Origin of the sequence: Bacteroides mucinivorans (assembly GCF_034654355.2) — a bacterium.
GTDB classification, from domain to species: Bacteria; Bacteroidota; Bacteroidia; order Bacteroidales; family Bacteroidaceae; genus Bacteroides; species Bacteroides nordii.
Map to the genome: position 1 here is coordinate 1,926,894 of NZ_CP178179.1, position 14,176 is coordinate 1,941,069.

At 42.4% G+C, this 14,176-nt stretch carries 10 protein-coding genes; all 10 read left to right on the forward strand.

Annotated features, from left to right (window positions below):
* Positions 1 to 251 precede the first annotated feature (251 nt).
* The 10 genes from VCM39_RS06765 (at position 252) to VCM39_RS06810 (ending at position 14,146) form a co-directional block, all read left to right on the forward strand.
* Complete coding sequence (locus tag VCM39_RS06765; protein ID WP_256142695.1) at positions 252 to 917, forward strand: ABC transporter ATP-binding protein; 666 nt, start codon at positions 252 to 254, stop codon at positions 915 to 917.
* Positions 918 to 994: 77 nt separating this feature from the next.
* Positions 995 to 1,603, forward strand: coding sequence for a GIN domain-containing protein (locus tag VCM39_RS06770; RefSeq protein ID WP_289293735.1), 609 nt, complete (start codon positions 995 to 997; stop codon positions 1,601 to 1,603).
* A 55-nt stretch (positions 1,604 to 1,658) separates the two neighbouring features.
* Positions 1,659 to 2,948, forward strand: coding sequence for an ABC transporter permease (locus tag VCM39_RS06775; protein ID WP_322933800.1), 1,290 nt, complete (start codon positions 1,659 to 1,661; stop codon positions 2,946 to 2,948).
* A 12-nt stretch (positions 2,949 to 2,960) separates the two neighbouring features.
* Positions 2,961 to 4,202 (forward strand): ABC transporter permease, encoded by a 1,242-nt coding sequence (locus VCM39_RS06780; RefSeq protein WP_323674030.1) that lies wholly within the window; start codon positions 2,961 to 2,963, stop codon positions 4,200 to 4,202.
* Between the two features lie 143 nt (positions 4,203 to 4,345).
* Complete coding sequence (locus tag VCM39_RS06785) at positions 4,346 to 5,635, forward strand: ABC transporter permease (RefSeq protein WP_221651416.1); 1,290 nt, start codon at positions 4,346 to 4,348, stop codon at positions 5,633 to 5,635.
* Between the two features lie 5 nt (positions 5,636 to 5,640).
* Positions 5,641 to 6,891, forward strand: a complete 1,251-nt coding sequence (locus VCM39_RS06790) for an ABC transporter permease (RefSeq protein ID WP_322933802.1) — start codon at positions 5,641 to 5,643, stop codon at positions 6,889 to 6,891.
* A gap of 85 nt (positions 6,892 to 6,976) precedes the next feature.
* Positions 6,977 to 9,580, forward strand: a complete 2,604-nt coding sequence (locus VCM39_RS06795; protein ID WP_322933803.1) for an ATP-binding protein — start codon at positions 6,977 to 6,979, stop codon at positions 9,578 to 9,580.
* Between the two features lie 138 nt (positions 9,581 to 9,718).
* Positions 9,719 to 11,197 (forward strand): TolC family protein, encoded by a 1,479-nt coding sequence (locus VCM39_RS06800; protein ID WP_221651419.1) that lies wholly within the window; start codon positions 9,719 to 9,721, stop codon positions 11,195 to 11,197.
* Between the two features lie 134 nt (positions 11,198 to 11,331).
* Positions 11,332 to 12,678 carry a sigma-54 dependent transcriptional regulator gene (locus VCM39_RS06805; protein WP_322933804.1) on the forward strand — a complete coding sequence of 449 codons (1,347 nt, stop codon included), beginning with the start codon at positions 11,332 to 11,334 and terminating at the stop codon, positions 12,676 to 12,678.
* 175 nt (positions 12,679 to 12,853) lie between these two features.
* On the forward strand, positions 12,854 to 14,146 hold the full coding sequence (locus VCM39_RS06810; RefSeq protein WP_322933805.1) for a sensor histidine kinase: 1,293 nt from the start codon (positions 12,854 to 12,856) through the stop codon (positions 14,144 to 14,146).
* Positions 14,147 to 14,176: the final 30 nt, after the last annotated feature.

Below are 14,176 nucleotides of genomic sequence, written 5' to 3' on the forward strand. Positions count from 1 at the left end.
ACAAAAAATGTCAGGGTATAGTTCCGCCTGAACGTTTTTGATTTGGATCAATTTTATGACAGACACCCCGTCTGTTTTTATGTTCACTTTTGTATCTCCTGATAGTTCGTCTTTGGGCAAAGTGTTCATTTTCGGACAATAGAGTTTTTGTTTAATCATCAGGAAATAAGTGATTTACTTCTTTGGCACACGATTTGACTATATTTCACCGATAAAATGCGAAATAATTAATACCATTAAATACTTAAGTTATGATAACATTGACTTCTCTTTCCAAAATCTATCGTACGAATGAGATTGAAACGGTAGCCCTTGAAAACGTGAATCTGACCGTGGCCCGTGGTGAGTTTCTTAGCATTATGGGACCTTCCGGATGTGGAAAATCTACACTGCTGAACATTATGGGGTTACTTGATACGCCTTCTACCGGTACGATTGAAATTAACGGTACTCATACAGAAGGGATGAAGGATAAAGAGCTGGCGGCATTTCGTAACAAGACCCTTGGGTTTGTTTTTCAGTCTTTCCATTTGATAAACTCGTTGAATGTACTGGATAATGTGGAGCTTCCGTTGCTTTATCGCCGCGTCAACGGTAGCGAGCGTAAACGCTTGGCAAAGGAAGTGCTCGAGAAAGTGGGGCTGAGTCATCGTATGAACCATTTTCCTACGCAACTTTCCGGCGGTCAGTGTCAGCGGGTAGCTGTAGCCCGTGCTATAATCGGCAATCCAGAGATTATTCTTGCGGATGAGCCTACCGGTAACCTGGACTCAAAGATGGGAGCTGAAGTCATGGAACTTCTTCATCGTCTCAACAAAGAAGATGGACGCACCATTGTGATGGTTACTCATAATGAAGAACAGGCTAAACAGACTTCCCGTACGGTTCGCTTCTTTGACGGCCGACAAGTGCAATAGGCATTATAATGATATTGAGACCTAACTAAATATTCAGCATTCTTACTTTTTATAACTTAAAGAAATCATATACGACAATGAAAACAAGTCTATCCATATTTACTATCGCACTCATGCTGGGGATTCTTTTTTCTCCTTTACGGGCACAGTCTAATAAAAAAGTGATCCGCAATGAAGCGGTTGCCGACTTCTCTTCCATCCGCCTGCAGGCAGTGGGCGATATCTTTTTTACCCAGTCGGATGATTACTCTCTACGCGTTGAAGGCCCCGAGGAGTATGTGAAGAAGGTTACTGTTACAGCAAAGGATGGTAAGCTCGTCCTCAGTTATAAGCAAAAAAATAACGATTCAAAGAAGTTAAAGTATTATATCTCTGCTCCGGACTTGTCTCGCGTTGACGTTGAGGGTGTTGGCTCTTTCCGCTGCGAGAAGAAACTAAAACTGAAGAATCTGGAGTTGAATATGACTGGTGTTGGTTCTATAAATATAGCCGATCTGGAATGCAAAACTCTTCGTGCCCGTCTTGAAGGAGTAGGAAAGGTGAATGTGCATGTAAACTGCGTTAACCTCATAGCCAATGCTGATGGTGTAGGGCATATGACTTTGTCCGGATATGCCAAAACTGCTAAAATTACGAAAGACGGTATTGGTGGGGTAAATACCCGGAATCTGGAAACAGGAGAGTAAAAGATAAGGAGATTTAGTAAATATTCTAATTTGTCTAATCGTAAATATCTTCAAGATGATTAAACTATATTTCAAACAAGCGTTGGCACAATTGCGCCAGCAACCTATTATAAGTCTGGTCAGTGTACTGGGTACGGCGCTTGCTATTTTCCTCATAATGCTGGTGGTGATGATTCAGCAGGTGAAGGTAGCTCCTTTTTCTCCGGAAAGCAACAGAGATCGTTTCCTGCACTTTGCTTTTATGAGTATCGGTAACAAGGAGTGGGGAGACGGTACCAGCAACGGGCCTATGAGCGAACAAACTGCAAAAGCTTGCTTTAAGTCACTTACCACCCCTGAGGCAGTTACTGTTTATTGTTGTGCGGCAATAACTACTCCCGTTTCTGTGCCGGGTAGTCCTGCCGTTAGTATTGACTTACGACAGACTGACAATACTTTCTGGCAGGTGTTCGATTTTGCATTTGTTGCCGGTAAACCTTATGACCAGGCTACTTTTGATTCCGGCCGGCCTGTGGCAGTGTTGACAGAGAGTGTTTCCCGTGCTCTGTTTGGTACAACTGAATCCGTTGGATATGAATTTCTTTTAAATCATGCTCCCTATAAAGTAGTGGGGATAGTGAAAGATGTTTCTACTTTGGCAAGTTCTTCATACGGACAAGTGTGGATCCCTTATACTTCGACAGATTTGGCCAAAGATACATGGAGTGATAGTCATATGGGAATGATGAGTGTAACGATTCTGGCACAAAGCCGGGACGACTTTGAGCGCATTCGTGAAGAGGTTAAGAAAATGCAGCAGCAGTATAATCATTTGTTGGCCGAAAGTGGTTATGAGTTAATTTATCGCAATCGTCCGTACGATCAGGAGAAGCAGGCTATAGCTTTTGCTGCCAACTGGGAGCCTGATGTAAAGGCTGCCCGCCGACAGCGAATTACTATTTTCGTTATCCTGCTGTTGGTGCCTGCCATTAACCTGAGTAGTATGACTCAGAGCCGTTTGCGTCAGCGTGTTTCTGAGATTGGTGTACGTCGTGCTTTTGGAAGTACACGTACGGAGATGATGGGGCAGATTGTAATGGAGAACTTGATAGTAACCCTGTTTGCCGGTCTGGTAGGTTTACTTTTCAGTGTATTGTTTGCCTATCTGGGAAACAGTTTTCTGTTTCAGGACTATAGTGCTACGCTCAATCCACCCGAAGTAAATGCCTCTATCCTGCTACAACCTTCTACATTTATGTATGCATTGCTTTTCTGCTTTATACTTAACTTCCTGAGTACCGGCCTGCCGGCATGGAAAGCGTCGCGTACCAGTATTGTAAATGCTTTGGGAGGTAGAACTCATTAAACCGAATGAATGATGAATAAAAAACTATTTACACAGATAAAAAATGAGTGGCATTCCAATCTTTGGATAGCTACAGAGTTACTATTGGTAAGTGTGGTGATGTGGTATGTTGTGGATTATATCTATGTTCAGTATCGTGTGTACAACGAGCCGCATGGGTTCGACATCTCTCATTGCTATCTCGTAAGCATGGGCGGACTTACAGATAAAAGTCCTGACTTTATTCCGAATGACACATTGATTGCCGATGAAATAGAAGAGTTGGTGAACCGTATCGCCCGTCGTCCGGAGGTAGAAGCTGTAAGTTTGTCCCAGAATTCTTATCCTTATAATGGAAGCAATAGCGGCAGTGATATAAGGTATGATACACTTCAATCCTATGGATATGTAGTGCGTCGTCTGGTAACTCCGGATTTCCTGCGGGTATTCCGCTATGAGGGGACACGCGGAGAAACACCGGAGCAATTGGCAGAAATGCTGACTAAAGAGAACTTTCTGGCATCTGATAATCTGTATGAGAGAAAATATAATATTAAATTAACCTCATTGGTAGGTAAACAGTTTTATTTGTGGGGTGATACTACGAAAACTTACAATCTGGCTGCTTCTTTGAAACCGATACGCTACTCGGATCACGATCAGGCTTTGTTCTCCTACTGTATGCTTTATCAGTTATCGAGGAGTTGGTATGATACTCATTTAGAAGTATGTATACGTGTGAAGGAAAATCAGGATGTAGACTTTGTCAATCGCCTTAAAGCTGACAGTGAGAAGCAGTTACGTGTGGGAAATGTTTTCATTGCCGATATTCGCTCTTTTGCAGACATTCGCCGCAATTTTGAACAGAACTCTATGAATGAGTTGCGTAATTATGTTTTCGGCATGGTTTTTCTGCTACTGAATATCTTTTTGGGATTGTTGGGTACCTTCTGGTTCCGTACGCAACAACGCCGGAGTGAGATTGCTCTGCACAAGGCATTGGGAGGAACAAACCGTACAATCTTTAATCGTTTGCTGACAGAAGGATTGCTGCTGCTTGTGATAGCTACTGTACCTGCCATTGTTATCGACTGGAATTTAGCACATGCCGAACTGAACTCATGGATGAATGGTACTACCCTTGAAACCGGGCGTTTCATAATTACCACAGTTCTTACATTTGTTCTCATTACCTTAATGATTGTGACAGGTATTGGTATTCCGGCACGTAAAGCGATGAAGATACAGCCGGCAGAGGCACTGAGGGAAGAATAAAGGGATTTACGATTAGACGATTGACAATTTACGATTGAAGTTACTGAGTAAATCGTTCAATCGTCTGGTTTTCTCCCCCCCCCCCCATAACTGAAAGTAATCCCAATTGTTTAATCGTAAATCGTCTAATCGTAAATTATTTCATGTTTAAACAACATTTCAAACAAGCCTTTCATTTGCTGCTGGAGAATAAGCTGCTCTCTGCAATCAGTATTGCCGGTACGGCACTTGCTATTTCAGTGGTGATGGTGATTATCATTTTGTTGCACGCTAAGACAACAAATTATGAACCGGAAACAAACCGTAACCGTACGTTGTATGTGAAATGGTCCAGTGTTTATGAAAAAGAGAATAAAGATGCACGCAATTATAGCCGGGTATCTCTCTATGATATACAACAACTATTTTATCCGCTGACAACCGCAGAAGCTGTAACAGCTATTTGTGAATATGGGCGTATGTTGGCTGCTGTTCCGGGTGGGGGCGAGGAGATTAATTGTCAGTCACTTTATACCGATGCTGCCTTCTGGCGTGTATTTGAATTTGGGTTTCTTGCCGGAAAACCCTATGATGAGGCTGCTTTTAAGTCCGGATTGAAACAAGCCGTAATATGCGAAAGTGTAGCCCGCCGCTTGTTTGGTGGAGTAGAAGAAGCTGTGGGACGTTGTCTGGAACTAAATTTTGTAGAGTTCACCATTTGCGGGGTAGTACGTGATGTGAGTAAGTTTGCTGAGCAGAGTTATTCTGAAATATGGGTACCTTATACTACTAATAGTGATATTAGCCACATTGATCTTTCGGGATGGACAAAAGGACATACAGGCGGTTTTCAGTGTTTTATTCTGGCACATTCCTCTGCCGATTTTCCTGAGATACTCAAGGAAGTAGACGTGAACCTGGCTAAGCTGAACAGCAATGATCAGGAAATGCAACTGGATTTATTGGGACAACCTGATACTTTTTTCGTTCAGATGCTTCATAAGTATGCAAATGGTGGTGTTCCGGGGCAGGAGGTCATAATCCGCTATATCATTATTGTGATTGTCATTCTGCTTGTTCCCGCCATTAATTTGTCAGGACTGACACAGAGCCGGATGCGTAAACGTCTTTCGGAGATTGGAGTACGTAAAGCTTTCGGGGCTACCCGTTCGGGATTGCTCTGGCAAGTTCTTACCGAGAATTTGCTACTTACGCTGATCGGAGGATTAGTAGGATTGTTGTTCTCTTATTTTGCTCTTTGGCTACTGGCAGACTGGTTGTTGGCATCTGAGTTGTCGGATGGTGGAACGGCAACAATGAATGCTTCCATGATAAGTCCGTGGATATTCTTTGTGGCACTTCTTTTCTGTCTGGTTCTCAACTTACTTTCTGCAGGGATTCCGGCAGAGCGTGTGGCTCGTACAACCATTGTCAATGCATTAAATGAAAGGTAATCAATATGTTCAAGCACATCTTTACAATAATATGGAACAACCGGCGGCATAATGGATGGTTGATAGCCGGGTTGTTTGTTATTTCCACTTGCATGTGGTATGCGGTAGATTACGTTTATGTTATTACCGTTAATCAAACCCGTCCTTTGGGATTCAACTGGCACAATGTATATGCTCTCAATATTGGTGTACTTACTCCTGAAAGTGCAAAATTTCTTCCGGACAGTCTTCATACAAAGAATGCTACAGATGATTTCTATGCATTCATAGACCGCTTGGAACATCATCCGGCGGTGGAATCTGTTTGCTATACAAACATGCATAAACACTATGTCTGGATGAACCAAACAGCTTCACTTGTGCATGATACAATTACCTGTAATAGTTACATGCGTGGCGTTAGTTCGGATTATTTCCGGGTATTCGGAGTGAAAGGAGCAGATGGGAGTTCTCCGGAGCAACTGTCGGGTAAGGCAAATTTTACGGATATTATTATAACGGATAATCTGGCCCGGAGACTTTTTCCGGATCGTCCTGCTGTGGGCGAATGGGTAAAGAATAACTTAAACGGAGACAGTGTACGTATAGCGGCTGTATGTGAAAGCCAAAAGTACAATGAGTTTACCGCTCATCAGTCGGCTACTTATATTCCGTTGATTTACACAAAAAAATATCCTTTCTATTATCTGGATGCTCCTTATTTAGGTGTTTACATCCGGGTACGTCCTGATTCCGACGGAGAAGATTTTATTCGTAAGTTTCGTAAAGAGATGCGTGAACAATTGATGATAGGAAATTTCTATCTTGGAGATATGCGCCCGATGAGTGATTATAGAAATATACAGTTGAAAGAGCCTCGCAATGATTTGTATACCTATCTTTCAGTGGCTGTATTCTTTTTAATGAATGCTTTTCTTGCTGTGCTGGGTACTTTTTGGTTCCGTACCCAACAACGCCGTGCGGAACTGGGGTTGCGTGTAGCATTAGGCAGTACCAGGGTAAGTCTGCGTAAACTTCTTCTGGGTGAAGGACTGATTTTGTTGACTCTGGCATTTATTCCGGCAATAATAGTGGGAGCTAATTTGGGCTTTGCGGAAGTTGTTTCCAACTATCCTGTAGAGTTTACGTTACTTCGCTTTCTGGCAGGTACATTTGTTACCTATATCTTGTTGGCTATTACCGTATTTATTGCTGTCTGGCTCCCTGCCCGGCAAGCAATGGGTATTCAACCGGCAGAAGCTTTGCATGAAGAGTGAAAATTAAATTATATATCTGCGTTGCTTTCAAGATAATAGCGTATATTTGTGCGCACAATCGTGAAACAACGCAGTATTTAATTCTATGACTCAACGATTTTATAACACACTTTTGTTCCTGTTATTTACAGTATTTCTACCGATAACTGCTGCTGAACAGAATTATAATGTCCTTTTTATACAGTCTTATACTAATCAGACTCCCTGGCATAGTGAACTGACCCGTGGACTTCGTGATGGCTTTGGTGAAGAGAAACTGAAGATTAATATTATCACCGAATATCTGGATGCCGATTACTGGGCATATAGTTCAGAAAAAGTTATTATGAGCCGTATTTGCGAACGGGCAAGAGGACGTGGTGTAGACTTAATTGTGACGTCTGGTGATGAGGCTTTTCATACATTGTTTGCTTGTGGTGATTCTTTGCCACGTCAGATTCCGGTTGTTTTTTACGGTATCAAATATCCGGATGAAGCTCTTATGGCTACTTTACCTAATATTTGCGGTTTCACTTCCAATCCCGATTTTTTTCTTTTACTGGAACAGGCCAATAAGGTATTTCCCGAACGTAAAGAGGTTGTTTGTGTGAATGATAACAGCTTTTTAAGTTTGAAAGGAAAAGAAGATTTTATGAATGAGTGGGGACAGTTTGTAAAGCGTCATCCTGATTATAAATTGCAGACTTACAATGTACAAACCGGAACTACAAATAGTATTATCTCTTCTGTATGTTACCCGCGTAATAGCCACGGGCGTATTGTGGTAGTACCTAAATGGTCTCCTTTTATGGCATTTATCGGCAAGAACTCTAAAGCGCCTTTTTTTTCCTGCCAGAGCCTGGCGTTGACTAACGGAGTTTTTTGTGCTTATGATGCTGATCCGTATGCTTCTTCGCGGATGGTAGGTGTGAGGGCAGCTAAAGTGCTGAAAGGAACTTCTCCGACAGATTTAGGGATTACTGAAAGCCCGATTGATTTTTATTATGATTATAAGCAACTCGATTTTTTTCATGTGGCAAAAGATCGGGTGAAGCCGGGGATTATACTTAATGAGCCCCATTGGGAGAAGTATAAATTCTTTTTCATTTTGCTTTATGCTTCCATACTTGGGCTATTGGTATTTATTGTTGTTTGGCTGATACGTGCTAATCGACGGGAGGCACGCCGGAGAATGCATGCACAAACCCGTCTTTTGGTACAAAACCGTTTGGTGGCCCAGCGTGATGAATTTGATAATATTTTCCATTCTATTCGCGAGGGAGTAATAACGTATGATACTGATTTTCGTATTCATTTCACTAATCTCTCTTTGCTACGTATGTTGCATCTTCCGGTGGATGTTACTGTCCGGCCTTACGAAGGACTGCCAGCTGGTTCTATCTTCAAAATATATTCTAAGGGTAAAGATGTATTGCATGACATGCTGAAAGAGGTGATTGCAGAAGGCAAAAGTTGTATAATTCCTTCCAACTCTTTTATGCAGGAAGTACATAGTGGCAATTACTTTCCGATTTCCGGAGAGATGGTTCCTATTCATTCACGTGGAGAGATTACCGGCGTTGCCCTTTCCTGCCACAATGTATCTGATGAAGAGATGCGGAAACGCTTTTTTGACCTGGCAATAGAGGATAGTTCTATCTATCCGTGGCAATTTAATATTCGTACTAACATTTTTACTTTTCCGTTAGGATTCCTCCGGCAATTTGGTTTTGATGAATCGGCAACTACTATTACGCGTGAGAATATGGAAAAGATGGTGCATCCGGAAGAGTTGGAACACATACGTTCTCTATTTGATGCTGCCCTTACAGGAGTACATCAGAATACCCGGATGAGTTTCCGTCAGCGTAATGCAGATGGGCATTACGAGTGGTGGGAATATCGTACTTCCGTGCTTAGTGGACTGACATCAGATGAGCCTTATAGTATTCTTGGTGTTTGTCAGAGTATTCAACGTTATAAAAGTACAGAGGAAGAGTTGACCATAGCCCGCGATAAGGCATTGCAGGCTGATAAGTTAAAGTCTGCCTTCCTAGCCAATATGAGTCACGAAATTCGTACGCCTTTGAATGCTATTGTCGGTTTCTCCGACTTGTTGAGTGATACAAGTGCTTTCACAGAAGAAGAGGTTTCCCAGTTTATTACTACAATCAATAAGAACTGTAGTCTGTTGTTGGCATTAATTAATGATATTCTTGACTTGTCTCGTATTGAGTCGGGGACGATGGACTTCCAGTTTGCCCGTCATAGTCTTCCTTTGCTGTTGAAGAACGTACATGACTCCCAGCAGTTGAACATGCCATCGGGGGTAGAACTTAAACTTGATATCCCGGCAGGTAGTAAGAAGTATATGGTGACAGATAATGTACGCTTGCAGCAGGTAGTGAATAATCTTATAAACAATGCTGCTAAGTTCACAACAAGCGGATCTATTACAGTGGGATATACTGAAGATGAACCCGGCTATACCTCTTTATTTGTGGAAGACACCGGTAAGGGAATTTCTCAGGATGGATTGGATCATATTTTCGAACGTTTCTATAAAGTGGATAATTTCACGCAGGGAGCCGGATTAGGGCTTAGTATTTGTCAGACAATCGTGATGCGGCTTAATGGAACGATCCGTGTTACGTCTGAAGTAGGAAAGGGAACACGTTTTACTGTACGCATCCCGGATGTTTGTGAGTAAACGATGTTAAAGACGTTCATTTGTGTACAAAGTGTTCGTTTTCGGACACTTACCGAATGTATTAATTATCGGAGAATTAGTTACTTATCTTTTTGGCACGCCGTTTGGACTTCTTAAATTGTAGAAAATAATACTTTTATGAAAAAGAAGAATATACTGCTTGTTTTAGCGACTTTTGCCTTTTCGCAAATACTTACGGCACAGAATGAACGGGAAATAACTCTTAATGAGGCTATTGCCTTGGCACGTACTCAATCCGTAGATGCGGCGGTGGCCTTGAATGAACTGAAAACAGCTTATTGGGAATATCGTACTTTTCGTGCTGATCTTCTACCCGAAGTGAATCTAACAGGGACATTGCCAAACTATAAAAAATCGTACAGCTCTTATCAAAATTCGGATGGTACTTACGGGTTTGTCCGTAACAACTACCTGGAACTATCCGGAGACTTGTCTATTGATCAGAATATATGGCTGACAGGTGGTAAACTTTCTCTCTCAACTTCATTGGATTATATCAGGCAGTTCGGGGGAAACGGGAAAGAACAGTTCATGTCCGTACCGATCAATCTGGAACTGACCCAACCTGTTTTTGGCGTGAATAAGCTGAAGTGGGACCGTCGTATAGAACCCGTACGCTATGAAGAGGCAAAGGCTGCTTTTATCTCTGCCACGGAAGATGTGACGCGTAAAACCATTACTTACTTTTTTCAGTTGCTGTTGGCAAAGGAAACGTTGGCTACTGCCCGGCAGAATGAGCTGAATGCCGAACATTTATATAAGGTAGCCGGAGCTAAGCGTGAGATGGGGCAGATATCAGAAAATGAGTTGTTACAACTGAAACTTTCTGCTCTGAATGCCAAGGCTGCTACTACAGAAGCAGTGAGTAATCTGAATGCCAATATGTTCCAGCTTCGCGCTTTTCTGGGAATGGATGAGGATGAAAAGCTGGAACCAGTGGTTCCCGAATCGGCACCGGACATACGAATGGAATATAACGAAGTGCTTAGCAAAGCTTTGGAACGTAACTCTTTTGCACAGAATATTCGTCGTCGGCAGCTTGAATCGGACTATGCGGTAGCTACCGCACGTGGCGATCTGCGTAGTGTAGACCTTTTTGCCAGTGTAGGCTATACAGGGCTTGACAAAGAGTTTGCCTCTGCCTACAATCATCTGCTCGATAACCAGATAGTGAAAGTGGGTGTGAAGATTCCTATTCTGGATTGGGGAAAGCGTCGTGGTAAGGTACGTGTGGCAAAGAGTAATCGTGAAGTGGTACTTTCCAAAATTCGTCAGGAACAGATGAACTTTAATCAGGATATCTTCTTGCTTGTGGAGCATTTCAATAATCAGGCACAACAGCTAAGCATAGCCAAAGAGGCCGATATTATTGCTCAGCAGCGTTATAAAACCAGTATTGAGACTTTTCTGATAGGTAAGATCAATACACTCGACTTGAATGATGCGCAGAATTCAAAGGATCAGGCACGGCAGAAACATATATCAGAACTGTATAATTATTGGTCTTACTTCTATCAGATTCGCAGCCTTACGCTGTGGGACTTCGAGAGGGATACGGAACTGGAAGCAGACTTTGAAGAGGTAGTGAAAAAATAGTGATTAATGGGTAGAGTGATAAGTGATTAGTAGACTGTGCTGTAATATTGCGTGCTGTTTATCATTTATCATGCGCTTATTAATAACTATTTGCTATATTATTATTAATTTTGCGATCATAAAAACACACGCTTATGATATTGATCATTGATGACGACAGTGCCGTTCGTTCCTCTCTCAGTTTTATGTTAAAACGTGCCGGCTATCAGGTGCAAACAGTTCCCGGACCTCGTGAAGCTATGGATGTAGTACGTTCTGAAGCTCCCGCCCTTATTCTGATGGATATGAATTTTACGCTTTCCACAACAGGCGAAGAGGGGTTGACTTTGCTCAGACAAGTGAAAATATTCCGTCCTGATGTTCCGGTTATTCTGATGACCGCATGGGGAAGTATTCAATTGGCAGTGCAGGGAATGCAGGCAGGAGCTTTTGATTTTATAACAAAGCCCTGGAATAATGCTGCCTTGTTGCAACGCATTGAAACAGCTTTGGAACTGACTGCTACACCTGCAGAAGTACCACAAGAACAGAGTGATGCTTTGAAACGCGACCATATCATCGGTAAGAGTCAGGAGTTAACAGATGTTTTGAATACCATTGCCCGTATTGCCCGTACCAATGCTTCTGTTCTGATTACCGGAGAAAGTGGAACGGGGAAAGAATTAATAGCCGAAGCTATTCATATAAATAGCCAACGTGCCAAACAGCCATTTATCAAGGTAAATTTGGGTGGAATTTCTCAAAGCTTGTTTGAAAGTGAGATGTTTGGGCATAAGAAAGGCGCATTTACTGATGCCAGTGCTGATCGTATCGGGCGTTTTGAAATGGCAAACAAAGGTACTATATTTTTGGATGAAATAGGAGATCTGGACCCTTCTTGCCAGGTGAAGTTGCTTCGTGTCCTGCAAGACCAGACGTTTGAAGTTTTGGGTGACAGCCGTCCCCGTAAGACTGATATCCGGGTGGTATCTGCCACCAATGCCGATTTGCGTAAGATGGTAAGTGAACATACTTTCCGTGAAGATTTATTCTATCGTATCAATCTTATAACAGTTAAACTTCCGGCTTTGCGTGAAAGGAGGGGAGATATTCCGTTACTTGCCCGTCATTTTGCCGATCGCCAGGCCGAAGTTAATAATTTGCCCCGTACTGAATTTTCTGCTGATGCACTTCAGTTTCTCAGCCGTTTGCCCTTTCCGGGGAACATCCGTGAACTAAAAAATCTGGTGGAACGAACCATACTGGTCAGTGGAAAAGCTATTCTTGATGCTTCGGATTTTGATGCACAATATCTTCGTCAGGATGATCCGAAGGCAACGGGTGCTTCGCTTTCCGGAATGACACTGGATGAAATAGAACGTCAGACTATTTTGCAGACTCTGGAACGTTGTAAAGGGAACCTCAGTCAGGTAGCTACCGCCTTAGGTATTAGCCGGGCTGCCCTCTACCGGAGGTTGGAAAAATATGGAATCAATTATTAGTAATGAGTAATTAGTGATGAGTGGTTAGTGATAAGTGGTTAGTGATAAGTGATTAGTGCCATGCGGATTATAGCGCAGCCCACTAACCACTCATTACTCATCACTAATCGTTAATCACTCATCACTAATCACTCATCACTAATCACTCATCGTTAATCACTAATCACTATTTATCGTGCGTCTAAAAGGATATTTTTTTATACTGGCTTTGTTTCTGGCTGCTCTTGGTGGAGTGATACTCTACTTTGGTGGATGGGTGTATAAGCCTTTGTTATATATTTCGGAAGTTCTGATCGTTTTTCTGTTGGTATATTTGATTTTATTTTATCGCAAGATTATAAAACCGTTGGATACGATTGGTAGTGGTATGGAGCTATTACGCGAACAGGATTTCAGCAGTCGTTTGACTCTTGTTGGGCAGTATGAGGCCGATCGCGTGGTCAATGTTTTCAATAGAATGATGGAGCAGTTGAAGAATGAGCGTCTCCGGCTTCGGGAACAGAATCATTTCCTCGATCTGATGATTAATGCTTCTCCAATGGGAGTGATTATTACTACCCTTGATGATGAAATATCTCAATTAAATCCGATGGCTATTAAAATGCTGGGTGTTCGTCCCGAAGAGGTTCAGGGGAAAAAACTGATTGCTATTGATTCTCCGTTGGCTGCGGAATTGGGGCGTGTTGCTAAGGGAGAGACAGTAACTGTCCGTTTGAATGATTCGAATATTTATAAATGTACGCACTCTTCATTCATCGACCGGGGATTCCAGCATCCTTTCTTCCTGATAGAAAGCCTGACGGATGAAGTGATGAAAGCTGAGAAAAAGGCGTATGAGAAAGTGATTCGTATGATTGCGCATGAAGTGAATAATACAACAGCAGGTATAACTTCTACGTTGGATACCGTAGAACAGGCACTTTCCGAGTCGGAAGGGATGGAAGATATCTGTGAGGTGATGCGTGTATGTACAGACCGTTGTTTCTCTATGAGCCGCTTTATTACCCGTTTTGCAGATGTGGTAAAAATACCTGAACCTCACTTGGCTCCGGTTAATCTCAATGATCTTGTATTCTCCTGTAAACGTTTTATGGAAGGTATGTGTGCCGACCGTAATATTACCATAACACTGGATATTGATGAGGAATTGGGAGAAGTGAAACTTGACGTTGCTTTATTCGAACAGGTACTGGTGAATATCATAAAGAATGCGGCTGAGAGTATTGAGCAGAATGGAGAAATCAAGATACGTACTTATTCCCCGGGCGGGATTGAGGTGGCAGATAATGGTAAAGGTATAACAAAAGAGACTGAAGCTAAACTCTTCAGTCCCTTCTTTTCTACCAAGCCGAACGGGCAGGGAATCGGCCTGATATTTATCCGTGAAGTCCTGATGCGTCACGGATGTTCGTTCTCACTCCGTACGTATGCGGACGGGTGGACGAGATTTAGAATGTTATTTAATTGACAGTTGACAATTGACAATTGACAGTTAGCT

Excerpts from the sequence above, each read along its gene's own strand:
- VCM39_RS06765 (WP_256142695.1), top strand. The coding sequence starts at position 252 with ATGATAACATTGACTTCTCTTTCCAAAATCTATCGTACGAATGAGATT.
- VCM39_RS06770 (WP_289293735.1), top strand. The coding sequence starts at position 995 with ATGAAAACAAGTCTATCCATATTTACTATCGCACTCATGCTGGGGATT.
- VCM39_RS06775 (WP_322933800.1), top strand. The coding sequence starts at position 1,659 with ATGATTAAACTATATTTCAAACAAGCGTTGGCACAATTGCGCCAGCAA.
- VCM39_RS06780 (WP_323674030.1), top strand. The coding sequence starts at position 2,961 with ATGAATAAAAAACTATTTACACAGATAAAAAATGAGTGGCATTCCAAT.
- VCM39_RS06785 (WP_221651416.1), top strand. The coding sequence starts at position 4,346 with ATGTTTAAACAACATTTCAAACAAGCCTTTCATTTGCTGCTGGAGAAT.
- VCM39_RS06790 (WP_322933802.1), top strand. The coding sequence starts at position 5,641 with ATGTTCAAGCACATCTTTACAATAATATGGAACAACCGGCGGCATAAT.
- VCM39_RS06795 (WP_322933803.1), top strand. The coding sequence starts at position 6,977 with ATGACTCAACGATTTTATAACACACTTTTGTTCCTGTTATTTACAGTA.
- VCM39_RS06800 (WP_221651419.1), top strand. The coding sequence starts at position 9,719 with ATGAAAAAGAAGAATATACTGCTTGTTTTAGCGACTTTTGCCTTTTCG.
- VCM39_RS06805 (WP_322933804.1), top strand. The coding sequence starts at position 11,332 with ATGATATTGATCATTGATGACGACAGTGCCGTTCGTTCCTCTCTCAGT.